The organism is Terriglobia bacterium (assembly GCA_020073085.1).
In the GTDB taxonomy this organism is placed as follows: domain Bacteria; phylum Acidobacteriota; class Terriglobia; order JAIQFV01; family JAIQFV01; genus JAIQFV01.
On sequence record JAIQFV010000002.1, the window covers coordinates 9,586 to 33,469 of the forward strand.

The window sequence follows — 23,884 nt, forward strand, 5'->3', positions numbered from 1 at the left end:
AAGGTAACAGGCGCAAAGACCCGGGGTGCCGCGGGCATGCGTTCTTTGCATGCCTGCGAAGGAAGACAAATCAATCCTTGTTTCAACTTCAAAGTTCAAGGTAACAGGCGCAAAGATCCGGGGTGCCGCGGGCATGTGTTCTTTGCATGCCTGCGAAGGAAGACAAATCAATCCTCCGCCCCGTCCCGTTACCGAAATTCCTCTCCTTAGATCCCACTTGGAGAAGGTCTCAAAACTTCTGATGTGAGCGCAGGCATGCACACACCGCATGCCTGCGGCACCCGAGCCATGTGCCGGAAGAGGCTGGCTTTCGGAATCCCACTTTACAGGCTTATTCGGATTTGTGGTCTCGACGAAGGATCGCGCCGTATCCCCAAGGATCAAACTATGGGATAATGGGATTGCATTCGCCGTTCTTGTATAACCTTGGGTTTAGATTAAGGGGCTGCAAGTCCAGACTTGCAACCTCTTTTTTATTGCGGCTGGAGGCAGTGTAGGGCAAGGAGCTACGATGAGTGAGACTGCCGTTTGTGAGTTAAGGCCATGGGACCGTCCCTTTTGGAAGCCGGTCCGAGGCAAGGGTGCCGTTTTCTCTTATTTGATCCTGATCCATGTGCTCGCAATCGTCGGGCTTCTCTTGTTTCCGCTCCCCAGCCTGAAGGTCCTGACCCTGACGCTTGTTCTCACGGGTCTCGGCGGGTTGGGGACGACCGTGTGTTACCACCGGATGCTCGCCCACCGCACCCTGAAGGTGAACAAGGCCGTCGAACACCTGCTGATTTTCTGCGCTATGTGCAACGGCTCGGGGGCCCCGGCAAGCTGGGTGGCCTACCACCGCCAGCATCATTATCGCGCTGATACGCCTGAAGACATTTCCAGCCCGAAGCAGGGGGGCTTCTGGTGGGCGCACCTGCGCTGGCTCTACCAATCGGCCCGCGCCGACCGTAAGAAGTGGTGCCCGGAGCTTGACCGCGGTGCGTACAGGCTTTGGACTTATGCGGAGGGGCCGGTGCTCCTGCTGTCTCTATGTTCCGGTTGGGTGTTCGGGTGGCAGGGCTTCTTCTGGGTGGGCGCCATTCGTTTGATGTATTCGCTGCACATGCAGTGCCTGGTGAACAGTCTCACGCATCTGGGTCATTCCGAAGAAGGGGATTCCAGCAGAAATGTCTGGTGGCTGGGGCCGCTGCAACTGACGGCCTGGGGCGAGAACTGGCACAAGAACCACCACTCCAACGCCGGTTCTGCACGGCTGGGGCTTCGCTGGTGGCAGACGGACATCGGATGGTATTTTATCTACGCGCTGGAAACTGTGGGGCTAGCCAGTCAAGTTAAGCGGCCAAGAGCGAGATGAAGTTCAAAGTTCCAAGTTCAAAGATGTAAAGCCAAAGCGAGGATTTGTTGGGGTCATGACTTCTGCATGGGGTGCCGCATGCATGCGTTCTTTGCATGCTTGCGCGGCATGTCGTATGAATCCGCGACTGTTCTGAACATGGAAGGGATTTCACCGGAAGGCGGTTTCTGTCGCCCCCCAGGGGGCGGGGGCTCTATTCTCGAGCTTTCCCCCACCCTGACGGGTGGGGCCACAATCTTCCGGCCCTGACGGGCCTGAACTCAGGCGCATCCTGAGATTCTCATACTCCTGAGCGAGTCCGCGGCACCCGACGTCATTCGAGGTCGAGTTTACGGCACGCGACGCAGGGGCGACTCCTCGAGTTTTCCGGATACCTTGAGCCATTCAGATTTGGGGCGCCGACTGAACGGGCATGAGCTCGTTTTCGGTCGAGGTTTCGTCGTCTCTCGCGGTCTCGGTTTCTCTCGAACCCTCGTTTTCCACGCGCTTTGCGAGTTTCTTCTGCGCGCGGCGCTCCGCTTTCGTTCGTTGTTTTTCCAGTCTCTTCATTTCTTTCTGACGCTTTTGAAATGTAGTTGGCATCGGGTCTCCTTGAAATGGCTGTGGACGCTGACGTGGCCGCAACGGGGGTCTTTGAGGCTACCAGCGAGGTTCGCGCGGCCGGCGCACGGCTTCGCTGTAATCCTCGGTCGAGAATCCGCCCCGGCCGTGCCCGCTGCTGACCCGCGGGCCACTCCGCTCCGTCTTGGGCCGTGCTTCGTTCACCTTGAGGTTGCGCCCTCCCACTTCCTTCCCGTCCAGCGCGGCGATCGCTTTGACGGCCTCGTCGTCATTGGGCATTTCCACAAAGGCAAAGCCCCGGGCCCGGCCCGTCTCCCGATCGGTGACGACATGAACGCGGCCGACCTGCCCGAAGGGCTGGAACAGGGCGGTCAGTTCGCTTTCGGTGGTTTGAAAACTTATATTCCCTACAAATAGATTCTTCATTCTCTCTCCTTAACGATGCACCGTGACGGAGGCGCGAAGGATTCGAGCATCGGACGGTGCTTGAATTCAGACTTCGGTCACAAAGCGTTTTCCAAAAAGATCCGGAACTGGCCCGAGCGAGACGGATGACGCAGTTTTCTGAGCGCCTTGACTTCGATCTGGCGGATGCGTTCGCGAGTCACGGCGAACACCTGGCCCACTTCCTCGAGCGTATGCTGGCTGCCATCTTCCAGCCCAAAGCGCATCTTGATGATCCGTTCCTCGCGCGGAGTGAGCGTTTTCAGCATGGACGCCATGCGCTCCTTCAGGCTGAGCCGGATGGCCGCTTCCAGCGGAGACACCGCCCCCTTGTCCTCGACGAAGTCACCCAGGTGTGTCTCCTGGCCCTCGCCAATGGGCGTTTCGAAGGACACAGGGTGCTGCGCAATCTTCTTGGTCCGGCGCACCGTCTCCACAGGGATCTCCATCCGCGCGGCAATCTGCTCTGAAGTCGGCTCGCAACCCAGCTCCTGCGTCAGTTGCCGGCTGGTGCGGACCTGCTGGTTGATCGTCTCGATCATGTGCACGGGAACGCGGATCGTGCGCGCCTGGTCGGCGATGGCCCGGGTAATCGCCTGGCGAATCCACCACGTGGCGTAGGTGGAGAACTTGTACCCGCGACGCCAGTCGAACTTGTCGGCCCCTCTCATGAGGCCCATATTGCCCTCTTGGATCAAGTCGAGAAAATGCAGTCCGCGGTTGGTGTACTTCTTGGCGATGGAGACCACGAGACGCAGGTTGGCTTCGGTGAGATCTTTCTTTGCTTGTCCGGCTTCAGCCTCGCCGCGCTGGATCAGGGCGAGAGAACGTTTCAGGACGGAGGGCTGGACCTCGATGGAATCCGGGATCGCCCTGAGTTCGGAGCGGCACGATCGCAAAGCCTTGCGCGCTTCGAGGGCGCCCTTGCCGCGAGCCGTGTCAGCGCGGCGTTCCAGCCGGGCGATCTCGCGCTCCAGGGAGTGCACCCGCTCGGCCCATTGCCGCGTCATGTCAATCAGGCGCTTCTTCTCGCGTTCCCTGAAATCGATCGAGCGGACCAGCAGCGACATCGCCACCTGGGTCCGCGCCAACCGGTATCGGGCCCGCCGATGCGCGCGTTTGTTCGATCTTGCGGTGTTCTTCAGATGGGCCGCTTGCCGGAGCTCCGCCCCGTGAAGCTGCCCGATCTTCGCGATGATCCGCAGCGTCTGGCGGGTCTTGTTCTCAATTCTTTCCTCGGTCAGCTCTTCCTCGTCGAACCGGATGATTTCCTTGATCGACCGGGCGCCCTTGCGAACCTCTGCGCCCATCGTCATCAGTTCCTTGAGCACGATCGGGAAGCGGGAGATCGTCTTGAGCACGAGCCGCTGCCCGCGCTCCATGCGCTGGGCAATGGCGACCTCGCGCTCGCGCGTCAACAGGGGCACGACGCTCATGTGCCGGAGATACATGCGGACCGGATCGTCGGACCTCTCCATCGGGTGCGTGGCGCGGTTGAGGACGGGTTCTTCGGAGTGGACCGCCTCGTCCTGATCGATTCCGGTGGGTTCGGCCAATTCGTGCGCCGCCTTCGCCGCCGCACCGTCATCGTAAACGAGGTCCCGATCGAGCGTGGTGAACAGCGTATCGATCTCTTCCACCGGATGCTCCTCGAGCGGGAGGATGTCGTTCACCTCGTCAGAGAGCAGATAGCCGCGCTCCTGAGGGGGGTTGATGAAATTCTCAACATGGTCGTGTTTTTCATAGTTCGCTAGCGACAATGATCCCTCCACTGGTCCCTGCCGGAATTGGCCGGGCCTTCCTCACAGCTGCCCGATTACCGGGGGAAAGCACCCGCATCCTCGACGGGGCAGACCCTGTACGGATTGCAACCGTGATTCCCTGTGTTTCTCCCTGCCCGGTGAGGTTCGGACACTGATGATCCCGATCCCCCCGGGTGCCACGGTACGTCTTGTGACGGAATTCAAGTCTATTCTAACAGGTTCTCGTCCAAAGCTGTTGATAAACATCTGCGGAGGGTCGGCAACGGGGCCGCTCCCCGCCGCGACCTCGCGGACATGCTCCGCCATCGCGCCAGCAATCGCCGCGGTCTTCGGACGGGGGATCCGTATGCTGTCCAGGGTTGTGGGCAGCGTTATCCCTCGATCAGCGCCTGGAGAACTTCTCCTGGAAGGGGGACCATTCTGGACCTGGCCGATGCTCGCAGGGGATCCATGCCACCCCGGATTCCACTCCTCGGCTCCGAGATCTCAGCATCCACTTCCATCCTCTCCATTCGAATGCCGAGGGTGCGCTCCAATTCAAACAACTCCGAACGCTGCTCCCGAACGAAGAGGGTCGAAGCAAGGCCCTGTTTGCCCGCACGCCCAGTGCGCCCGACCCGGTGTATGAAGTTTTCGGCCCATTCCGGAAGGTCATAATTGATGACATGAGCGATATCCTGAACGTGGATTCCACGCGAAGCCAGGTCGGTCGCGACCAGGACGCGGTAACGCCCCCGCTGAAACCCCTCGAGGGCCGCCGTACGCTGCGATTGGGAGCGGTCGCCGTGGATCATGGCCGCGTTGATGCCCTCGCGATTCAGGCTTTTGGCAATTCGCTCCGTGCCGCGCTTGGTGCGCGAGAAGACGAGGCACCGGCCGCTCTCCTGGGTGAGCAGGTGGTGCAGCATTCCCTGCTTGCCGTCCAGGGGCACCTCAATCGCCTGAAGCCGCACGTTCTCCGAAGGCTTCAGGGTGGATCCGAACGCCAGACGCGCCGGGTTCCGGGTGTAGTCTTTCACGAGGTCGGGCATATCGCCTTCCATGGTTGCGGAAAAACACATCGTCTGCCGTTCTTTGGGCAGGACCGCCGCGATCCTGCGAACCGCGGGAAGAAATCCCATGTCCAGCATACGATCCGCCTCATCCAGGACGAGGATTTGCAGTTCGCGAAACTGGATGAGTTTGCGGTCAAGAAGGTCTTCCAGCCGCCCCGGGGTAGCCACGACCATCCCGACTCCCTTGCGGATCGTGTTGAGTTGTTCGATCTCGGATAGGCCGCCGACGACCAGTGCTGCCGGCGGGAGTTGTTTACCCCGTAAGGCGTGGTACTGATCCACGACCTGCATGGCGAGTTCGCGCGTGGGGACAAGCACCAGCGCCACGATTCCCGGCTTGCTTCGCCGGAGGAGTTTTTCGGCCACCGGAACCAGGAACGCCAGGGTCTTGCCAGTCCCGGTGGGCGCGGTCGCGATCACATCGCTGCCTTCAAGGGCTTGCGGGATCACCGCCGCTTGAACCGGGGTGGGCGTCGAGAAATGAGCGGACGACAGCCGCTCCTTGACATAAGAAGAAATCGGAAGTTCTGAAAAATTCTGCATTTTGCTTTCTTGCTGGGGCCCTCGCAGCACGCATATGTGTTCACAGGCGGGCATGACGACAAGCGTTGCCAGTCTTTTTTTAGATTACGCTGAAGACGTACGGAGGAGACTGAGGGCGGGTGTTCTCAGATCACAAACGGAACCAGAAGAACCGCACGACACAACCGCGGTATTAAGCGCAAAAGCAGTATATCACAAGTGGTAGAAAAGTGCTCGTGGAAAGAATAGGTGCCCAGGGAGAGAGGTTATAGGTAATAGGTCATAGGCTTTAGGGAATAGGTTTTAGTGGGTTGGGAAAAGCAGTTCAAGGTTCAAAACCTTCTTCAATGCCAAGCTTTGGTAGCCCCGCCGGCGCTCTTTGCCGGCGGGGGCTGGTGCTATCGGGCCGCCCGGAAACTTCGTTCTCTGCATCCTGCGCGCAAACGCCCCCGCCACATACCCCGTGGCGGGGCTACCAAACCGTTCCTCGATGCTCTGGTAGCCCCACCTGCGTTTTTTGCCGGCGGGGGCTGGTGCCAGCAGGCTGCCCAGAAACCTCGTTCTTTGCACCCTGCTCACAAACGCCCCCGCCACACACCCCGTGGCGGGGCTACCAAACCGTTCCCCCATGCTTTGGTAGCCCCGCCGGCGCTCTTTGCCGGCGGGGGCTGGTGCCAGCAGGCCGCCCAGAAACCTCGTTCTCTGCATCCGGCTCGCAAATGCCCCCGCCACACACCCCGTGGCGGGGCTACCAAACCGTTCCTCGATGCTCTGGTAGCCCCGCCGGCGCGGGGGGAGCTAATTTCCACTTGACACACTATGTCGTGTCTCGCTATAGTGCGTGGCGATATAATCATTCATCGGCACTGATATAAGGAACTTCATGGATCCACATGAAGAGATGGCTGAGCCGCCTCGACCGCTGGCTTCTCCCCCGCTTCAGGCGGGGTTGTCGCCGACTGGCAAAGAGAGGCATGGCGAAGTCATCTTGATGGAAGTCAGAGGAGTCGAGGCCCATCAATGAACGCGAAATCGAGATGTTGAAGACCCTGAAGGCCCAGCCGTACCCGGGTCTTCAACAGACGGTTAACCCCGCCGGTTTCGACCGGCTCATCCCCGTGAAAGAAGGACAACCACGATGAAAAGAAGAGAATTGCTTAAAAGAGCAGCGGCATTAGGTTTCATGGCTTCAATTCCCCAGACAGCTTTTGGCGCGCTTTCCGAGGGGTCTGGTCCTGTGGAAACGCCGGGTAATCCGGATGTGGGCACACCCACCGCGCGACCCAATCCGCTCAAGCCTCCAGCCAAGGGCGGTATCCCGGTGGCCTTTCTCGTTTCAGAGGGCGCCGTGGTCATCGACTTCTGCGGGCCGTGGGAAGTCTTCCAGGATGCCATGCTCCCCGGACCGGCGATGGCCATGCCGTTCGAACTCTACACCGTTGCCGAAACGACGAAGCCTATCCACGCCAGCGGCGGGATGCAAATCGTCCCTGACTACACCTTTGAAACCGCCCCCGCTCCCAAGGTGCTTGTCATCCCTGCTCAAAGCGGGAAAGGCGAAGCCATGATGGAGTGGATTCGGAAGGTGACAAAAACCACCGACGTCACCATGTCGGTGTGCACCGGTGCGATTCAACTGGCCGCCACCGGCCTGTTGTCGGGCAAGTCCGCAACCACCCATCACGCTTCGTACAAAGTATTCGCAATGGATTTTCCGGATATCCACCTCAAGCGTGGAGCCCGGTTCGTTGAAGACGGCAATCTCGCCACTGCGGGTGGATTGTCCTCCGGCATTGATCTTGCCCTCCGCGTGGTTGAGCGCTATTTCGGCCGCGAGGTGGCCCAGGCCACGGCCTACCAGATGGAATACCAGGGCCAAGGTTGGTTGAACCCGGATTCGAACGAGGTTTATGCTAAGGCACTCATCTCAACGGACGAGCATCCTCTGTGTCCCGTGTGCGGGATGGATGTGGATCCGGGGTCTGCTTTGAAGTCTGTGTACAAAGAGAAGAATTATTACTTTTGTATGCCCGCACACAAGGCACGATTCGATGCGGCGCCGGAAAAGTGGATCTGAAACAAGCGAAATCTGCCATGCCTTGGTCGCCTCGCCGGCGTTTTTTGCCGGCGGGGGCTCTTCTTCACCCGTGTGCCAGTGAACCTGGTTCTCTGCATCCCGCCCGCAAAAGCCCCCCCGCATGAAACCGCGGGGAGGCTACCAAACCTTTCTCCATCGCCTTGCTTTGGTAGCCTCGCCGGCGCTCTTTGCCGGCGGGGGCTCTTCTTCACCCGTGTGCCATTGAACCTAGTTCTCTGCATCCCGCCCGCAAAAGCCCCCCCCCGCATGAAACCGCGGGGAGGCTACCAAACCTTTCTCCATCGCCATGCCTTGGTCGCCCCCCCGGCGTTTTTTGCCGGCGGGGGCTCTTCTTCACCCGTGTGCCAGTGAACCTGGTTCTCTGCATCCTGTTCGCAAATGCCCCCCCGCATGAAACCGCGGGGAGGCTACCAAACCTCTCCCCGCCGCCATGCCTTGGTCGCCTCGCCGGCGCTCTTTGCCGGCGGGGGCTCTTCTTTACCCGTGTGCCAGTGAACCTGGTTCTCTGCATCCTGTTCGCAAATGCCCCCCCCGCATGAAACCGCGGGGAGGCTACCAAACCTTTCCCCATCGCCATGCTTTGGTAGCCTCGCCGGCGCTCTTTGCCGGCGGGGGCTCTTCTTCACCCGTGTGCAGTGAACCTGGTTCTCTGCATCCCGCCCGCAAAAGCCCCCCCCGCATGAAACCGCGGGGAGGCTACCAAACCTTTCCCCATCGCCATGCCTTGGTAGCCTCGCCGGCGCTCTTTGCCGGCGGGGGCTCTTCTTTACCCGTGTGCCAGTGAACCTGGTTCTCTGCATCCCGTTCGCAAATGCCCCCCCCGCATGAAACCGCGGGGAGGCTACCAAACCTTTCCCCATCGCGACAAAATCTCCACATCCCGTCATGCGGGACGGGGCGATCAAACCAACTCAGCCGCGATAGTCATCTGACAAATTCACATAATCGATCTGAATGGGACAGGCTGTTACGACCGAGCGATCCAACGAGAAATTGTTGTAGCTCGACCAGTGCCACAATTCGGGGGATGCTACCAATCCTTTTCGAACCGGATTGTGGTGCATGTACTCCAACCGTTCATTGAACTCGCGTTTGTTCCTCACAAATCGGTCCCAGAATCGATGTTGCCAGAAATGACCTTCCATTCCTCGATATTCACCTATTCTGCTGGAGGATTCTGATTTCACCCGGTCCAAAACCTGCGAAATGGTGAGCGGAGCGCGCGGCCAGATCAGGGCGTGCCAATGATCCGGCATAAAAACATATCCGCACAATGCAAATCCCAACTCTCGACGAGTCTCTTCGAACACCTCAATGAGAATCCCAAATTCGGAGGGACCCATGAAACGGTGATGTCGAAGGAGGTTGGATGTGATGAAGAAGATACGATCTGTCAAACGCAAACGCCTAAGATTCGTCATGAAGAGGCCTCTGCGGGGGTAGGGTTAAAGGATTGGGGGTCAGCGCGGGAATTGTGACAGAATTCGCCTGCTCATTGCAATGCTTTGGTCGCCTCGCCGGCGCTCTTTGCCGGCGGGGGCTCTTCCCCTCAACCCGGGCACAACCGCTGATTCTGTGCATTCCGTTCGCAAATGCCCCCCCCGCATGAAACCGCGGGGAGGCTACCAAACCTTTCCACACCGAAAATGTTTTCCATCCTGGACGTGTCTATGCGATTATGAAATCTGTCGCCATTGTTGATGTGTGTTCACGCTAAAAGCGCGGACAACCCGATCCATCATCACACTCTCCGATCGACCGGAACGGGCGGCGCCCCACGGAATGATGCGGTCTCGCTACAATCTTCTCGCGGTCGTACTTACCCTGGCAGCCGTCTCAACGACGATGGCCGGAGAGACGGCCGGGTTCAAGAGTGTGGTGTGGAAGCCGGCACGACTGCAAAGCGGCTCGGCCTGTTTGTTTACGGTCGAACTCGCCGGCGAGGCGTCGGCGCTTCACGCCAAGTGGATGGACCGTGACGTTGAATTCTTCCAGCGGGGCGGGCGCCGCACGTGGCAGGGGCTGGCCGGGGTCGACGTTGAAGCCAAACCGGGCGAGTACGATCTCACCCTGGAAGCCACCCTGCCCGATGGCGGGGTGCTCCGCTCAGTTCATTCCATACGGGTTTTGCCCTCCCCTTACAGGACGGTCAGGCTCCGCGTGCCGGAGAAGTTCGTGCAGCCGGATCCCGAGACGCTGCGGCGGATCGAGGCCGACCGGGAAATCAAAAAGCAGGCATTCGCTCACACCACACTGGCGCCGGAATGGTCGGGCAGCTTTGTGGCCCCGCTGAAGTCCACCTTGTCCGAAGGGTTTGGAACACGCCGGACGTTCAACGGCCAGCTGGCCAGCATTCATCGCGGGCTGGACTATCGTGCCAGAAAGGGTACGCCCGTTCACGCGGCGAATTCGGGCGAGGTGGTGCTGGCGCGCGAGCTGTTCTACGAAGGCAACTGCGTGGTCATCGATCACGGCCAGCACGTCATGACGCTCTATATGCACCTGTCCAAGATTGAAGTGGGCGAGGGAGAAGGCGTGAAGAAGGGTCAGCAAATCGGTCTGAGCGGCGCGACCGGACGCGTCACCGGCCCGCACCTTCATCTGGCAGTGCGATGGGAGGGTGCGTACCTCAATCCCGCCAGCCTGTTGCGGTTAACATTGCCGGAGCTGAAATAAAACCAGTCCAAAGTCCAAAGTCCAAAGTCCAAAGTTCAAAGTCCAAAGTTCAAAGTCCAAAGTTCAAAGTCCAAAGTTCAAGGTTCAAGGTTCAAGGTTCAAAGTTCAAAGTCCAAAGTCCAAAGTTCAAAGTTCAAGGTTCAAAGTCCAAAGTTCAAAGTCCAAAGTTCAAAGTCCAAAGTTCAAAGTTCAAAGTCCAAAGTCCAAAGTCCAAAGTTCAAAGTTCAAAGTTCAAAGTTCAAAGTTCAAAGTTCAAAGTTCAAAGTCCAAAGTTCAAGGTTCCAAGTTCAAGGTCCACAATTCTACCCTTTTCAGGTCTGACTTCCGGTCTCTTGCTTCCGGCTTCTGGCTTCTGGCTTCTGGCTTCTTGCTTCCGGCTTCTTGCTTCCGGCTTCTGGCTTCTGGCTTCTGGCTTCTGGCTTCTGGCTTCTGGCTTCTGGCTTCCAGCTTCCGGCTTCCGGCTTCCGGCTTCCGGCTTCCGGCTTCTGGCTTCTGGCTTCTGGCTTCTGGCTTCTGGCTTCCGGCTTCCAGCTTCCAGCTTCCAGCTTCCAGCTTCCAGCTTCTGGCTTCCAGCTTCCAGCTTCCGGCTTCCGGCTTCCGGCTTCTGGCTTCCGGCTTCCGGCTTCCGGCTTCTGGCTTCCGGCTTCTGGCTTCCAGCTTCCAGCTTCCGGCTTCCGGCTTCCGGCTTCCGGCTTCCGGCTTCCGGCTTCTGGCTTCCGGCTTCCAGCTTCCAGCTTCCGGCTTCTGGCTTCCGGCTTCCGGTTATTCCCTCTGGCAACTGGCAACCGAGAACTGACAACTGCTTTTACGTCTACTCACAAAAGACCCGCACCTTGATGTCCTTGTCATCGACATCGATGGTGAGGTCGTTGAGGTGGTCGATCAGTTCCTCGAGATTCTCGGGCTTGATCTGGGTCAAATCAAAGTTCATGCCATGCCCGTGCAGGGCCTCGTTGACGTGGATCCGGGCCTGGTCCGGGATCAGGCTTCCCAGTTTCACTCCCGCCCGGAGCAACTGGACGGGCACGCGGATGTTCACCTTGGGACCTCGGGCGCCGCCCTGGCCTTCTTTTTCCGGCTCCACCACAACACGGAGGTACTTGGGTTTCGCCTTCGGGTTGGTGTCGAAACCGATGGGCGGTGGAGAGACGGGCGGCTCTTTTTCCAGGGCTGCAATCAGCCGTTCCGCCTCATCGGCGGTGATCTGGCCCGCGGAAAGCATTTGCAGGATCTTCAAGCGGTTTTCATTCATGATGTCCTCCTAAGAAATGTCGATTAAAACGGAGTGTTCGCCCTCTCCGACCTCGACGTGCGTTCCCTTCAAGGCAGCGAGGATCCGCACGAAGGCCGTGAGTGGCCGGAAAGGATTCACCCACTGAACCAGGCAGGCGATCAGAATCACCGGTAAGAGCAGGAGCGCGACCGGCAAAAGCAGAAGCCACACCAGCAGCAGCGGGATCCGGAGACGGAAGACGCTGCCGCGTTCATGGCGAATGTCGATGGTGGCGATTTGGAAGATCATTTCACCTCCTCTAACTTCCGGATGGCATCCTGTGCGGTGATCTCGCCGCGCTGCAGTCGATCCAAAACCTCAGCCCGCGACGGGGTGGGATTGGTGTCGACGAAATGAAGCTTCTCTGCGATCCGGTTGAGCCGGGACTTAATGGTGGGGTAACTGACCCCGAAAATACGCTCCATCTCCTTGATGGATCCATGACAGCGGACGAAGGCGGTGATGAAGACCTGGTCTTCCAGATTCAACCGTGCCATTTCGGGGAGCTCAAAACACCCCTCGATGACAATGTCTTTCTCTGTCATGCGGACCCGCTCGACGACAATCGGCCCACCTTGCGTCAAGCGCGTCAGTTCCTGCCAATCCTTACATCCATTATTCTCGATCGCCATAAACTTAACAACCAACCTTCTATTTATTTAATATAGTTAATTTATAAATCATTTTTATTAATATTGTCAATATAAAATTTAAATATTATTAATAAAATTAATTATGTTATTGTTTTTTGGATGTTTAAGCCGGCCAAACCCTTCCTCACCGCCATACTCTGGTGGCCCCGCCGGCGCTCTCTGTCGGCGGGGGCTTGTGCCCTCCACGCGCTAAGGAACATGGTTTTTGCATCTCGCGCGCAAAAGCCCCCCCCGCAAAAATCGCGGGGAGGCTACCAAACCCTTCCTCACCTCGATGCTTTGGTCGCCCCGCGGTCAAAGAACGCACCCGCACATTTAGTGCACATGCTAGAATGTTCGGATGCCACCAAGAACTCGATATCCATTTCTGATTGTTGTTGTGATCCTGTTGTCGTTCCTGTGTGCGGCTCATGCTGTCGGGGCCGCTCCGCAGGAGCAGGCAAAACCGGCGCGGTTCACCGTGCACCCCATTGGTGATGGGGTATATGCGGTGATTGCCGCCCGCGACGGAAACACCGGATTTGTTGTGGGGGATGATGGCGTCGCGGTGATTGACACCCTGACGACCACGGACGCGGCGCGAGAACTGCTGGCAGAGATCCGGAAGGTCACGAAGCTGCCGGTGCGGTTTGTCGTGAACACGCACTATCATCTCGACCACACCGGCGGGAACGCGGTCTTTGCGGCGGAGGGCGCAGTGATCGTGGCGCACCGCAACGTACGGACCTGGGCGCGAACCGAGAACTTGAAGTTTTTCGGGCCGAACCCGAAACCGGAGCAGAAGGCGATGGTCGAAGCAATTGCGCTGCCGACCATTGTTTACGACGATGGCATTGAACTGTTTCTCGGCTCCAGGCGACTGGTGGTTCGCTATTTTCCGGGGCACACCGGAGGGGATTCCATCGTCGTCGTGCCGAAGGACCCTTCGCATGGAGGAATGGTGTTTTGTGGCGACCTGTTGTGGAAGACACATCTCCCGAATCTGATCGATGCCTCCACCGGGTTGTGGATAGAGACGCTTGCCCGCCTTACCAAGGATTATGAAGGATCAACCTTCGTACCGGGGCATGGAGAGGTGGCAGAGACGGCCGATGTGGGCGTGTTCCGCACTTACTTGATGACGTTGCGAGACTCCGTCGCGAAGGCCCAAGCCGCAGGCAAGTCGGGGGATGGGCTGGTCGATGCCGTGTTGCCGGGATTGAAAGAGAAGTATGGGGAGTGGGGTTTCTTCACGAACTTTTCGAAGACAAACATTCTCCAGACCGGCGAAGAGCTCACCGGCAAGAAGCGGTTGCCCGGAACGACACGAGGCAACGCCCCGTGACGGAATGGCAAGAGGTCAACGGATGAGGATCGATGGAACTCGTTCGAAGGCCCTCTCACCTTGTTCAAATACCTGTCTTCAAGAAACCCTTAATGCCTCTTGCCGCTTGGCGGATTCTTTCTTCATTCTCCACCAGGGCGAACCGAACGTGTCCGTCGCCGCTCTCCCCGAAACCGATGCCCGGTGAGACGGCGACCTGGGCCCGCTCGAGCAGCACCTTCGCAAATTCCAGGGAGCCCAGCGCCTTGAACGGTTCGGGGATGGCCGCCCACAGAAACATGGAACCGGCCGGCCTCTCCACCGGCCATCCTGCCTCGTTCAGCAGTTTCACCAGCACGTCGCGCCGCCGGCGATACTCTTCGCGGATGAGTTCCACATGCCCTTCGCACTTCCGCAACGCCACGGTCGCAGCGATCTGGATGGGCTGAAAGATGCCGTAATCCATGTAGCTTTTCAGGCGCGCCAGCGCCCCGACCATTTCCGGATTCCCCACACAGAAACCGACTCGCCAGCCTGCCATGCTGTAGCTTTTCGAAAGTGAATAAATTTCGACGGCCACCTCGCGGCTTCGCTCCACTTGCAGGATACTGGGGGGCCGGGGATTCTCGAAGCACAGGTCGGCGTAAGCAAAATCGTGGATGATCGAAAACCCGTGCTCAAGCGCGAGGCCCACCACCTCTTCAAAAAACGGCTTGTCCACGCAGACCCCGGTCGGATTGTGAGGGAAAGAGAGAAGCACAAGCCGGGGAGGATCCACCTTCACGGCCGCGCGCAGCTTCTCCAACAACTGGTCCGCCGACGTCCACGGCACCCGCTCCAGCCGGCCTCCTGCAATGACCACCGAAAACGCATGAATGGGATAACAGGGCTCCGGTACCAGGGCCCGGTCGTTGGGAGCAAGCAGTGTCAGGACCAGGTGCGAGATGCCTTCCTTGGCGCCGATGGTAGCCACCACTTCCCGTTCCGGATCGAGCTTGACTCCCCACATTCGCTCGTATCGCTCCGCAAGCGCCAACCTCAAGCCGGCAATGCCCCGCGAAACCGAATAGCGGTGATTCCGGGGGTTGCGGACCGCTTCAACGAGTTTTTCCACAATCGGCTCGGGCGTCGCCAGGTCGGGGTTCCCCATTCCCAGATCCACAATGTCAACGCCCCGGGACCGCGCGTCGGCTTTCAGGCGGTTGATCTGCTCGAACACGTAGGGTGGAAGCTTGCTGCTCAGATAATATGACATGGTGATGTGTCCTCCTTGTGACGAGCAGTCACGAGAATGGCGCGGCTCTCCCGTTTCTTACTTGATGGTCACCTGTAGATCATCGAAATAGATGACTGAATCGGCATGACGACGTTTGCCTCGCCCTGACCAGTCCGCCTGAGTCTCTTGAGATCAAGACGGGCCGTTGCCCAAATCAATTAGCGCGGTCACCCCCGACGGATCGGGGCGGCCTACGACGCAGAATTATGCGGTCATGTTGTAGGTCCTCCCACAGGTGCGGGATCGACGGGCGCTTTCGGATTTGACCAACAGCCCGAAGAGTTTAAACCCTGCCGGATGCGCCGCGGAATACCTAATTTCATAGAAAGGCCATTATGTAAATGAAGGGGAATCTCGGGCAAGGGTCTCGAGCCAGGGGGAAAAGATCATCCGTCTTCCGAATGCGAGAATCCCAGGGGCTGGCAGAGACCTTGAGGAAGAAATAGTGCAGCCAGACTCTCCATCGAATGGGAAATGCAGCCTCTCACCGGTAAATCATGGAAATCCTGTTCAATTCAGGGGTGGGGTGATTTCAATATTGCATCCGCGACTGTAATCAATGCGATGAGTCTCAGGTTCTTATCTTTGATCCCTTCTGCTCGAGTTTTGGCCTCTTCGATGTCCAATTTTACAAGTGTGTAGATTAATTGTTGGTAGAGCGACCGGGAGTGCAAAAACTCTGGCTGAGCGCGACCTTCGTCAGAGGAGGGTAAAGAGTGATGGCTTTCCTCTTCGAAGAGTTTGTCCGCAATGGCGAAAGCCGCATTCAGGAGATTCTTGGCCCGCTCTCGATCAAATTTCAAATAAAGGTTGGCCATGTTGCGGTAGACCACGCCACGCGAGAAAGGATCAATAAGTTTCTCTGCCGCGGAAGAGGCCTCGGAAAGGAAGCTCTTGGCTTGCTGGGGGGCGGAGTCGTACAGAGAGGAAGCCTTTCGCACCAAATTCATGGCGGCCATAGCCGGGTCAACCGGGGCGGCTGCGGGTGGAGCGGTAAGAAGATCCAACGGTTCCCACGAAATAATGCCCCCGTATTGTGCGAATCTCGTCTCGAGAGCCCTTGCGCGGTCCGGGTCCAATCGACGCTCCATCTCGACGAGCTTCTTGGTTGCATGCTGCCAGGTCCCGCTGTAAATGGTGCGCTTCTTCCCGTCATCGAGGATTGTTAAGTTTTCTTCGGGAAGTGGTTCTCGCTCCAGATCATCGATGACTCTCACGATCAGTCCCACGGCTTGCTCCGTCAAAGTGGGGCTCAGATCCCAAAGCTGGTCTGCCATTTGGACGAAGGCGTCGATCTGGAGCATGTCGTGCGTGGAATTCTCGAAGCCACGGATGGCATCGATATAGAGTTTCTCGGCAAGAGCGGGGCGCTGGGTTTTGAGCAAGATCGTCAATCGTGCGACAAACGGAAAGTCAAGGTTCCCTTTTCTTGCCTCTTCTGAAGCGATTTCATAGGCCCGGTCGGGGTTCTTTCCGGCCAGGCGGGTTAAAACAGTGCCCAGGACGTTTCGGGGGCGATAGGTCAGCAGTCGAAGGGATGGATCGTTCCATGCGTATGCGCGGTCAATCTTCAACGCCAGATCGGCGCCCTTCTCCACGTTGAGCCCGGAGATGCCCAACACGATGTTACCCTGGGCCAGCAGTCTGATTTTGCGCGACTCCGGTGTTTGAAGTTCTAGAGTGGCGTCGAACGCTTGCTCATAAACCTTCACGGCGCGCTCAGGGTTGAGCTTCTGCATCGACTCCGCGACAAATATAAGTGCCTCCAGTTTCCACCGAGACTCCGAGGTGAGTGCTTCCTCGTAACAACGATTTAACAGGTCGTCTGCCACTGTTGTTCTCGCATCAAGTGGCTTCACCGCCTGCGACTTCTCCCGGTCCGGGGTTTCCGTCCCGGTAGGGCGAGGCGGTGCCGCTTGTTGTTCCAACAGCATCCGAATCGGTTCGATGGGTCTTCTGCCTTGATCCTCAACCACAAAAGGAAGTGCAATCTGCGGCAAGAGGAGAGCATGAAGACCTGGCCAAACACACAAAATAAAGATGGCAAGTTTCTTTCGTGCTGCTGGATTTCCAAGCATTCTGGGTGGCATGGGACGCCTCCATGGGAAACTTCCATTAAACAGTTGGACGCGGTGGGAGCTGCGGGAGTTGCCAACTCGGCCGGAATCAATATTTGAAATTTGAGCCTCTGACTCCCGCATGCATGCCGGAGGAATTTTGTTTCTGGATTGTGAACAGAGTTTGAGGGTGCCTACTGGAGAGCGGCCATGATCCGCTGGCTGACCTCGTCGGGCGGGCCGTTTCCATCGACGCGGCGGAGCAACCCCTTTTGCTGATAGAACGGAATCATCAATGCCGTCACGGAATAGTATTTGGCGAGCCGTGCGCTAACGGCCTCGGCGGTGTCATCGGCGCGCTCGACCACACGGGGGGCGACATCGGGAGGCGGAGGATTGAAGGTGACATGGTAAATGGTTCCGGTCACCGGGTCCATGCGCCGACCGGTGATGCGCTCAAGGATGAGTTCGTCACTGACCTCAATGACCAGCACGATGTCGAGCGAGAGGTGGTGCTTTTCGAGTTCGGCATCGAGGCCTTCCGCCTGCGGCCGGGTGCGTGGAAAGCCGTCGAGGATGAAACCGTTGCGGCAGTCGGGCTTGGATAAACGCCCGATGGCCATCGGGATCACCAGATCATCGGGTACGAGCTGTCCCGCCTCCATGAAGGCGGCGGCCTTCTCGCCCAGCGGTGTATGCCCTTCCACCGCGTCGCGCAGCATCTCACCGGTTGAAATGTGGGCAATTCGATAGCGTTCGACCAGCCGGGCCGCTTGCGTTCCCTTTCCGGCGCCGGGCGGACCCATCAGGACCATTCGCATGGAGTGCTTTCCTCGGGGTCAGACCGCTAGGCGACTCACCTTGTCGTCCGGGTCAGTGTCTCGGGAAAATAAGCATTCGCTTCGTACTGCATCAACATCCTCTGGGTATTGAAGAAGCTCCCATTCACGGCGATGGCCGATCGCATGACCTCGGCATAGGCATCACGCTGCTGATAAAAGAGCGGGATGATTTTTTCCTCGAGCTTCTGATAAAGGGACTCGGTCTCCGTCCGAGTGTCCTCTCTCCCCATCGGGTCTCGATGCCCGATCGCCCAGCCGGTCACATCTTCAAAGCAGCCTTCAATCCACCAGCCGTCAAGCACGCTCAGGCTGGGAACCCCGTTGAGAGCCGCCTTCATTCCACTCGTTCCGGATGCTTCCTGCGGCCGCTGGGGCGTATTCAACCAGAGGTCAACCCCGGAGATCATGAATCGAGCCAAAGCCATGTCGTAATTCTCCAAATAGACGACGCGGATGTTGTGATCCACCTGGACCGCCGCCTCATAGACCCGCCGGATCAGGGCCTTGCCTTCGGGATCATTGGGATGGGCCTTCCCTCCGAAGATGATTTGGAACGGACCTGCTTTTTTCGCGATCGCGCTCAACCGCTGGGGGTCTGAAAAGAGAAGGTCGGCGCGCTTGTATGCGGCCGCGCGGCGTGCGAATCCAAAAGTCAGAACCGACGCCTCCAGCGACACGCCGGTCCGCTGTTTTAGCTCCTGGAACAATGCGGCCTTGGCGCGTGTGTGCGCCTCGAGAAGCTCTTCCAGCGGAATCCCGACGGCATAGCGAAGATAAGCATTATCGCGGCGCCATTCCGGAATGTGGCGATCGTACAGATCTTGCAACGAAGGCGATGTCCATGTGACGGCATGCACTCCATTGGTGATAGCGTGAATGGGGTAACGGGGAAACATGCCATGAGAGACCTCCCCATGACGCATCGCCACTCCGTTGATGTAATGGGAGAACCTCAAGGCGAGGGAGGTCATGTTCAACACGTCCTCACGGGAACATCCCGCCTGTTCAAGGAGCGTGGCCCGGGGCTCACCGAGGACTCGTCTCACCAGATCCAGAGGGAACCTGTCAAAGCCGGCAGGAACCGGCGTATGCGTTGTGAAAATGCACTGCCGCCGGACCGCCTCAATGTCCTTGTCCGAGGGCGATGAGGCGTTGTGACGTCGGAGTTGTTCTTCGAGAAGGGCCAGCGTGAGAAAGGAGGAGTGCCCCTCGTTCATGTGATAGTTCTCCAGGCGGGCCAGGCCGAGGCTTTGCAGCAGGCTGATCCCGCCAATTCCCAGCAGGGCTTCCTGACAGATCCGATAACGGGTGTCCCCGCCGTAAAGCGTGTCGGTCAGGGTTCGATCCCAAGCGTCATTCTCCGGAAGATCGGCGTCCAGCAGATAGACGGGAACCGTGTGCCCGGACATCCCGACGAGGTCGAAGCGCCACGCCTGAAGCTGCACGGCGCGACCTTCAAGGACCACCAGGGCGGATCCTTTGACGGGTTGGAGCCGGGTCTTGGGGTCCCATGAATCCGGTTCTTCGGTCTGATTTCCCTGAGCATCCAGCCGTTGCCGGAAATAACCTTTCCGGTGGACCAGGGTGACCGCCACCATCGGCAGTTCGAGGTCCGCGGCGGAGCGAAGCATGTCGCCGGCAAGGATGCCGAGCCCCCCGCTGTAGGTAGGGATGGTGGGATCGAGCGCAATCTCCATCGAGAAGTACGCTACCTTCGCCAGGGATTGAATGGAGGTCATCAATTTAATCTCCAGTCTGTCACTCCGTGGAATCGCTACCTCGGGCAGGGTCCCGCGCGTGTGCGTTCGAGACCGCCGCTGAGGATTTACGCAGAAGCGGGCCCGCTATGCTTTGGCTCCTCGTCCGGGTTGACCTTCCTGCTTTCCCCAGCCGGAATATGCCACAAAGGATTTGGTAAGCCCAAGGAACCGTTCCTCGAAAATTTCCGCTTCAGGAAACATCTGTTCCAGGTCCCGCCGGGTCAGCAAGCGGATCGTTTGGACGGCGAGTTTTGCGCTCGGATAATCCGGGACTCTGGCAATCCAACCCAGATTGAACTTTTGCAGAAGTTTCGCCCGGAATGAAACCGGCAAAAACTGAAAAAACGGGAACATGAAGTGCGGTTCGAGGGGAAAGCCACGGTTCGGAGTTTGCACAAAGTAGGACTTTCCCACCCGCCGGATTTCCCCGGCCATCTTTCGCTGATCGTCGATACTCCCCACATGTTCGATGACCGAGTTCGAAAAGACCACGTCGAACTCATGGTCGGCAAAGCGCGACAAGTTCCGCGCATCGCCCACGGCACTTTGCATATGCGGACGAGACACCCCGGCCGGGAAGGTGTTGAGCAACGTGATCTGGACCTGCTCGCTGGCCTCAAATTTCATCATGTCCCAGAACTGCTCCGTTCCTCCCACGTCCAGGATTCGGATGGGCGGGTCCAGCCGCTCGATCAAATCCCGAAAGAGGACAAATCGTTTTCTCCTCAACGCAGTCGCCACCGACCGGTCGACCGTGTTGTCCATCGATTCCCTGATCGGGTTCTTCATCGCGTTTGGACAGGAAGAGAGGTTGAACTTGAGTAAAGGGGTGGAACCCTGGATGAAACGATCAACCAATGGAGGGACCTTGATTCTTAAGGTGAAGCCTAACTCCTGGCAGCACCCTACTGCCAGTGGGCACCATCGCGAGGCCTGCTTCGATCTCAAATGTGAAATTTCAGATTATGCCTGATGATCCGCAAAGTTTCCTGAGCGCGGTGCAACAGCCCGCTCAGACCGCCCGTGTCCGGATGTTGATTTCAGAAGTAAGTGTGCGGTGGACCGGGCATTTGTCTGCAATCTCCATCAGGCGCGAACGCTGCTCCGTCGTCAAAGATCCTGTGAACTGAATATCGCGCTCGATCCGGTCGAGCATCCCCTCCCGGGTTTCACACTCGGCGCAGTCTGTGGCGTGGATCTTGGAATGTCGAAGGGATACGGTCACCCGCTCCAACGGCCAGCCTTTGCGCCTGGCATACATGGCAACCGTCATCGATGTGCACGCGCCTAGCGCAGCCAGCAGAAGTTCGTAAGGGGATGGCCCCGCGTCCGTACCTCCCACTGCCGGCATTTCATCGGCTGTCAGCCGGTGTGCGCCGGCATGAATCTCCTGCGCGAATCCCGTGGCACTGCCCGTGACGACCACGGCGGGTTCGTGAACATTCTCAGGCGGGGTGGTCGATGACGGATGTGGTTCGGTCATTTAATTCTCCTTGTAGTTTTCTTCACCCCTCCAACAGAGAGGGCACCTAATGGGTCAGGAGTTTTCTCCGCAAGTCGGTTGTGATGGAAAGAAGGATGCACAATCCTGTTCCACCATGGAAGGGTTCGGACCTAATGCGACGGACGACTGTCCTCGTTCTGTCGGGCATAGCCGTTCGACCAACGTGACTGTCCCTCTAGGCCCGGCGGGCCACCAGATTGTAGCCCCATCTGAGCCCCGTGCTTTTTACGGGGCGAGGGTGGGGTGTAAAGGTCCGCCAAAAATCATCCCAGAGGGCCGGAGGGCCGACAGAAAAATGGATTGGCATCCTTCCATTTTTAATTGGTTCAATTAATCCGTATGAGGCCGGACATCTCCACAAATCCGGATGATTCAGTGTACCTCTCACTCACATGATGGCCCAACCTCCACTTTGGAAAATGGGACGACGCGACCAATCAGGCGGAGGCGATCCTTTCGCCCCGCGAGCGGGGCTCTCACAAATTCTCACATCGCTGCCCCCACCCTCGCTCCGTCCCGCAAAGAACACGGGACGGAGCTCAGATGGGGCTACAATCTGTTGGCCCTCCGGGCCTATTTTGAGCCTTTTTTCCATCCTCCGCTTAACCGGTCATGCCCTCGCAGACTGTTGCCCCCTTTCGGGGCTTTCCGTGGAATTAAACAATTGCAGTCGCTCCCGAACGACTTTCTTTACGGCCTCAAGCGCCGCCGGGAGGATCTTGTAGGGAACGACCTCTTGAGGCGCTTTGGCAAGGGCGGTCTCCAACCCCTGCCGCCAGGCCACACGCAATTCCGTATTGATATGAACAATGGTCATCCCAGCCCGGATCGCTTTCTTCAAATCTTCGTCATGAGTCCCCGAAGCGCCATGGAGCGTCATAAAGATTCCCGTGGGGTTCTTGGTTTCACAGGGGACAGCAAAAACCGGGTCTCCAGGTTTTTCACTTTTGTCACGCGACGCACATGGCGCTCTTCGCCGGTGAATTTTGCGCCCAGGAAACTGCGCACCAATTCGTGGGCGAGCTCCGCAGCGATCACCCGCGATCCCAGGACCAGGACATTCATATCGTCGTGCTCGACGCCCTGGTGAGCGGAGTAGGTGTCGTGACAGAGACCGGCGCGGATGCCCGGGATCTTGTTGGCGGCAACAGAGGCCCCCACGCCGCTTCCGCAGATGAGGATCCCCCGCTCCCCCTGGCGGTTTCGCACCGCCCGTCCCAGGGCTTCGGCAAAATCAGGATAATCATCGGGCTCGGTGCTGCTGAACGCGCCGACATCCACTACCTCGTATCCCAGTTCGTGGACGTAGGCAGCCACATTTTGTTTCAGGTCGAACCCGGCATGATCGGCGCCGACAACCAAGCGCATAGGGGCCTCCCGTCCAAAGATTAAGCAGATTCCCCAGACGACAGTGATGGTTCCGTCCCGACCCTCACTGGCGTTTTTCGGCTTCAATAAGCCGCAGCAACCTGCTCCAGGAATAAGCTAAGCCCCTATTCTACAACTCTCATCAGAATGAATCAAAACATCCCCTGCCACGATGACGCCTGTTCGGTTTTGTACATGAACTAAAGAGTGGGCCCGGGGAGAGAAGGTTCTGAAACTGTGCGAGAACCCCAGCATTGTCCTTGGTCGCCGGATCATAATGTCATTATACTTAGCTTGGTGAATCGAATGCTAGGAATCTGAACGGGACAATGGGTCATGACACAAATCAATCCAAAGAAGCGCGTCTTTTCAGGGATTCAGCCAACCGGCAAGGTCCACCTTGGAAACTATCTGGGCGCCGTCAAGCATTGGGTGGAGAATCAGTCCAAATACGACAGCATCTTCTGCATTGTTGACCTCCATGCCCTAACGATTCCGGAAACTGTAAAGCCGAACAACCTTAAGAGGAAGATTTTAGAAGTGGCCGCTCTCTTTATGGCTTGCGGGATCGATTCCCAGCAGTCGGCCATTTTCACGCAGTCTCACATCTCCGCGCACGCGGAGCTCACCTGGCTTCTCAATTGTGTCACCCCGGTTGGATGGCTCGAGCGGATGACTCAATACAAATCGAAGGCGGACCGATTGACCTCGGTCAGCACCGGTTTGTTCGATTATCCCGTCCTCCAGGCCGCCGACATCCTCCTCTACAGGGCAGACGGGGTGCCCGTGGGGGAAGATCAAAAGCAGCACGTTGAATTGGCCCGTGACATCGCACAGCGGTTCCACAGTCTATTTGGGGAGGCTTTTGTTCTACCGGAACCCATGATTCGGAGCGCAGGGGCACGCATCATGGGATTGGATGATCCCACCGTCAAGATGAGCAAGAGCCTGGGAGAGGTAAAAAAGGGGCACTCCATTGGGCTGACGGATGCCCCGGAGGCCATCCGAGAATCGATCCTGCGGGCGGTCACAGATTCAGGGAATGAGGTCCGGTACGATCATGCCTCCGCGGGCGTGAGAAATCTTCTGGAAATCTTTGAAGTCATCTCGGGAAAGACTCGAGAGGAAATCGAATCGAAGTTCCACGGGAAGGGATACAACTTCTTGAAGCGTGAAGTGGCTGACTTGGTCATAGCCACCCTTCAGCCGATTCAAGACCAGTACTTCCGGCTCATGGCGGATCCGGGACATCTCCAGCGAATACTTCGTGAGGGCGCCGACCGTGTGCGTCCGACGGCCGAAGAGACACTCCGTCATGTCAAGAGGTTAATGGGGTTGGATGCGTTGCTGCTCTGGGATCAACCGGGGTGAGAAGGTA

Annotated in this window: 23 protein-coding genes; 5 read left to right on the forward strand and 18 right to left on the reverse strand. The window is 58.0% G+C overall.

The window, feature by feature from the left end; all coding sequences use genetic code 11:
- Window positions 1–511: 511 nt before the first annotated feature.
- Window positions 512–1,351 (forward strand): hypothetical protein, encoded by an 840-nt coding sequence (locus LAO21_02435; GenBank protein ID MBZ5551549.1) that lies wholly within the window; start codon window positions 512–514, stop codon window positions 1,349–1,351.
- 384 nt (window positions 1,352–1,735) lie between these two features.
- On the opposite strand, the gene LAO21_02440 is transcribed toward LAO21_02435, so the two are convergent.
- The 5 genes from LAO21_02440 to LAO21_02460 form a co-directional block, all read right to left on the reverse strand.
- Window positions 1,736–1,933, reverse strand: a complete 198-nt coding sequence (locus LAO21_02440; protein MBZ5551550.1) for a hypothetical protein — start codon at window positions 1,931–1,933, stop codon at window positions 1,736–1,738.
- A gap of 57 nt (window positions 1,934–1,990) precedes the next feature.
- On the reverse strand, window positions 1,991–2,338 hold the full coding sequence (locus LAO21_02445; GenBank protein MBZ5551551.1) for an RNA-binding protein: 348 nt from the start codon (window positions 2,336–2,338) through the stop codon (window positions 1,991–1,993).
- A gap of 77 nt (window positions 2,339–2,415) precedes the next feature.
- Window positions 2,416–4,116, reverse strand: a complete 1,701-nt coding sequence (gene rpoD, locus LAO21_02450; protein ID MBZ5551552.1) for an RNA polymerase sigma factor RpoD — start codon at window positions 4,114–4,116, stop codon at window positions 2,416–2,418.
- A gap of 374 nt (window positions 4,117–4,490) precedes the next feature.
- Complete coding sequence (locus LAO21_02455; GenBank protein ID MBZ5551553.1) at window positions 4,491–5,771, reverse strand: DEAD/DEAH box helicase; 1,281 nt, start codon at window positions 5,769–5,771, stop codon at window positions 4,491–4,493.
- A gap of 228 nt (window positions 5,772–5,999) precedes the next feature.
- Window positions 6,000–6,404 (reverse strand): hypothetical protein, encoded by a 405-nt coding sequence (locus tag LAO21_02460; GenBank protein MBZ5551554.1) that lies wholly within the window; start codon window positions 6,402–6,404, stop codon window positions 6,000–6,002.
- Between the two features lie 430 nt (window positions 6,405–6,834).
- On the opposite strand from LAO21_02460, the gene LAO21_02465 reads away from it, so the two are divergent.
- A complete protein-coding gene (locus tag LAO21_02465) occupies window positions 6,835–7,773 on the forward strand; it encodes a DJ-1/PfpI family protein (protein MBZ5551555.1) in 939 nt (312 codons plus the stop codon).
- Window positions 7,774–8,705: 932 nt separating this feature from the next.
- Here LAO21_02465 and LAO21_02470 read toward each other — a convergent pair.
- Window positions 8,706–9,215, reverse strand: coding sequence for a transposase (locus LAO21_02470; protein MBZ5551556.1), 510 nt, complete (start codon window positions 9,213–9,215; stop codon window positions 8,706–8,708).
- A gap of 361 nt (window positions 9,216–9,576) precedes the next feature.
- On the opposite strand from LAO21_02470, the gene LAO21_02475 reads away from it, so the two are divergent.
- Complete coding sequence (locus tag LAO21_02475; protein MBZ5551557.1) at window positions 9,577–10,470, forward strand: M23 family metallopeptidase; 894 nt, start codon at window positions 9,577–9,579, stop codon at window positions 10,468–10,470.
- A 259-nt stretch (window positions 10,471–10,729) separates the two neighbouring features.
- Here the strand turns inward: LAO21_02475 and LAO21_02480 are convergent, their stop codons facing one another.
- From LAO21_02480 to LAO21_02495, 4 genes are read right to left on the reverse strand one after another with little or no spacing between them, the layout of a single operon-like run.
- Window positions 10,730–11,248: a hypothetical protein gene (locus tag LAO21_02480; GenBank protein ID MBZ5551558.1), complete on the reverse strand. Its 519-nt coding sequence runs from the start codon at window positions 11,246–11,248 to the stop codon at window positions 10,730–10,732.
- Between the two features lie 33 nt (window positions 11,249–11,281).
- A complete protein-coding gene (locus LAO21_02485) occupies window positions 11,282–11,722 on the reverse strand; it encodes a hypothetical protein (GenBank protein MBZ5551559.1) in 441 nt (146 codons plus the stop codon).
- Window positions 11,723–11,731: 9 nt separating this feature from the next.
- Window positions 11,732–11,992: a hypothetical protein gene (locus tag LAO21_02490; GenBank protein ID MBZ5551560.1), complete on the reverse strand. Its 261-nt coding sequence runs from the start codon at window positions 11,990–11,992 to the stop codon at window positions 11,732–11,734.
- The gene (locus LAO21_02495) at window positions 11,989–12,375 is read right to left on the reverse strand and encodes a DUF2089 domain-containing protein (GenBank protein ID MBZ5551561.1); all 387 of its coding nucleotides are present in this window, start codon (window positions 12,373–12,375) and stop codon (window positions 11,989–11,991) included. The genes LAO21_02490 and LAO21_02495 overlap by 4 nt, the downstream gene beginning before the upstream one ends.
- 361 nt (window positions 12,376–12,736) lie before the next feature.
- Here LAO21_02495 and LAO21_02500 point away from each other — a divergent pair, with 361 nt between their 5' ends.
- Complete coding sequence (locus tag LAO21_02500; protein MBZ5551562.1) at window positions 12,737–13,720, forward strand: MBL fold metallo-hydrolase; 984 nt, start codon at window positions 12,737–12,739, stop codon at window positions 13,718–13,720.
- A 64-nt stretch (window positions 13,721–13,784) separates the two neighbouring features.
- Here LAO21_02500 and LAO21_02505 read toward each other — a convergent pair whose 3' ends face one another.
- The 8 genes from LAO21_02505 to rpiB all read right to left on the reverse strand — a co-directional run bounded on the left by LAO21_02505 (window position 13,785) and on the right by rpiB (window position 22,506).
- A complete protein-coding gene (locus LAO21_02505) occupies window positions 13,785–14,954 on the reverse strand; it encodes an aminotransferase class I/II-fold pyridoxal phosphate-dependent enzyme (GenBank protein MBZ5551563.1) in 1,170 nt (389 codons plus the stop codon).
- Between the two features lie 536 nt (window positions 14,955–15,490).
- Window positions 15,491–17,065, reverse strand: coding sequence for a hypothetical protein (locus LAO21_02510; protein ID MBZ5551564.1), 1,575 nt, complete (start codon window positions 17,063–17,065; stop codon window positions 15,491–15,493).
- A 161-nt stretch (window positions 17,066–17,226) separates the two neighbouring features.
- Window positions 17,227–17,853, reverse strand: a complete 627-nt coding sequence (locus LAO21_02515) for an adenylate kinase (GenBank protein ID MBZ5551565.1) — start codon at window positions 17,851–17,853, stop codon at window positions 17,227–17,229.
- A gap of 35 nt (window positions 17,854–17,888) precedes the next feature.
- Window positions 17,889–19,613, reverse strand: a complete 1,725-nt coding sequence (gene glgP, locus LAO21_02520) for an alpha-glucan family phosphorylase (protein ID MBZ5551566.1) — start codon at window positions 19,611–19,613, stop codon at window positions 17,889–17,891.
- A 105-nt stretch (window positions 19,614–19,718) separates the two neighbouring features.
- Window positions 19,719–20,423, reverse strand: coding sequence for a methyltransferase domain-containing protein (locus LAO21_02525; protein ID MBZ5551567.1), 705 nt, complete (start codon window positions 20,421–20,423; stop codon window positions 19,719–19,721).
- Between the two features lie 223 nt (window positions 20,424–20,646).
- Complete coding sequence (locus LAO21_02530; GenBank protein MBZ5551568.1) at window positions 20,647–21,117, reverse strand: OsmC family protein; 471 nt, start codon at window positions 21,115–21,117, stop codon at window positions 20,647–20,649.
- 631 nt (window positions 21,118–21,748) lie between these two features.
- Entirely contained in the window at window positions 21,749–22,018 is a 270-nt protein-coding gene (locus LAO21_02535) for a class II fructose-bisphosphate aldolase (protein MBZ5551569.1), read from the reverse strand.
- Window positions 22,015–22,506 (reverse strand): ribose 5-phosphate isomerase B, encoded by a 492-nt coding sequence (gene rpiB / locus LAO21_02540; protein ID MBZ5551570.1) that lies wholly within the window; start codon window positions 22,504–22,506, stop codon window positions 22,015–22,017. The genes LAO21_02535 and rpiB overlap by 4 nt, the downstream gene beginning before the upstream one ends.
- A gap of 336 nt (window positions 22,507–22,842) precedes the next feature.
- On the opposite strand from rpiB, the gene trpS reads away from it, so the two are divergent.
- On the forward strand, window positions 22,843–23,877 hold the full coding sequence (trpS, locus tag LAO21_02545; protein ID MBZ5551571.1) for a tryptophan--tRNA ligase: 1,035 nt from the start codon (window positions 22,843–22,845) through the stop codon (window positions 23,875–23,877).
- Window positions 23,878–23,884: the final 7 nt, after the last annotated feature.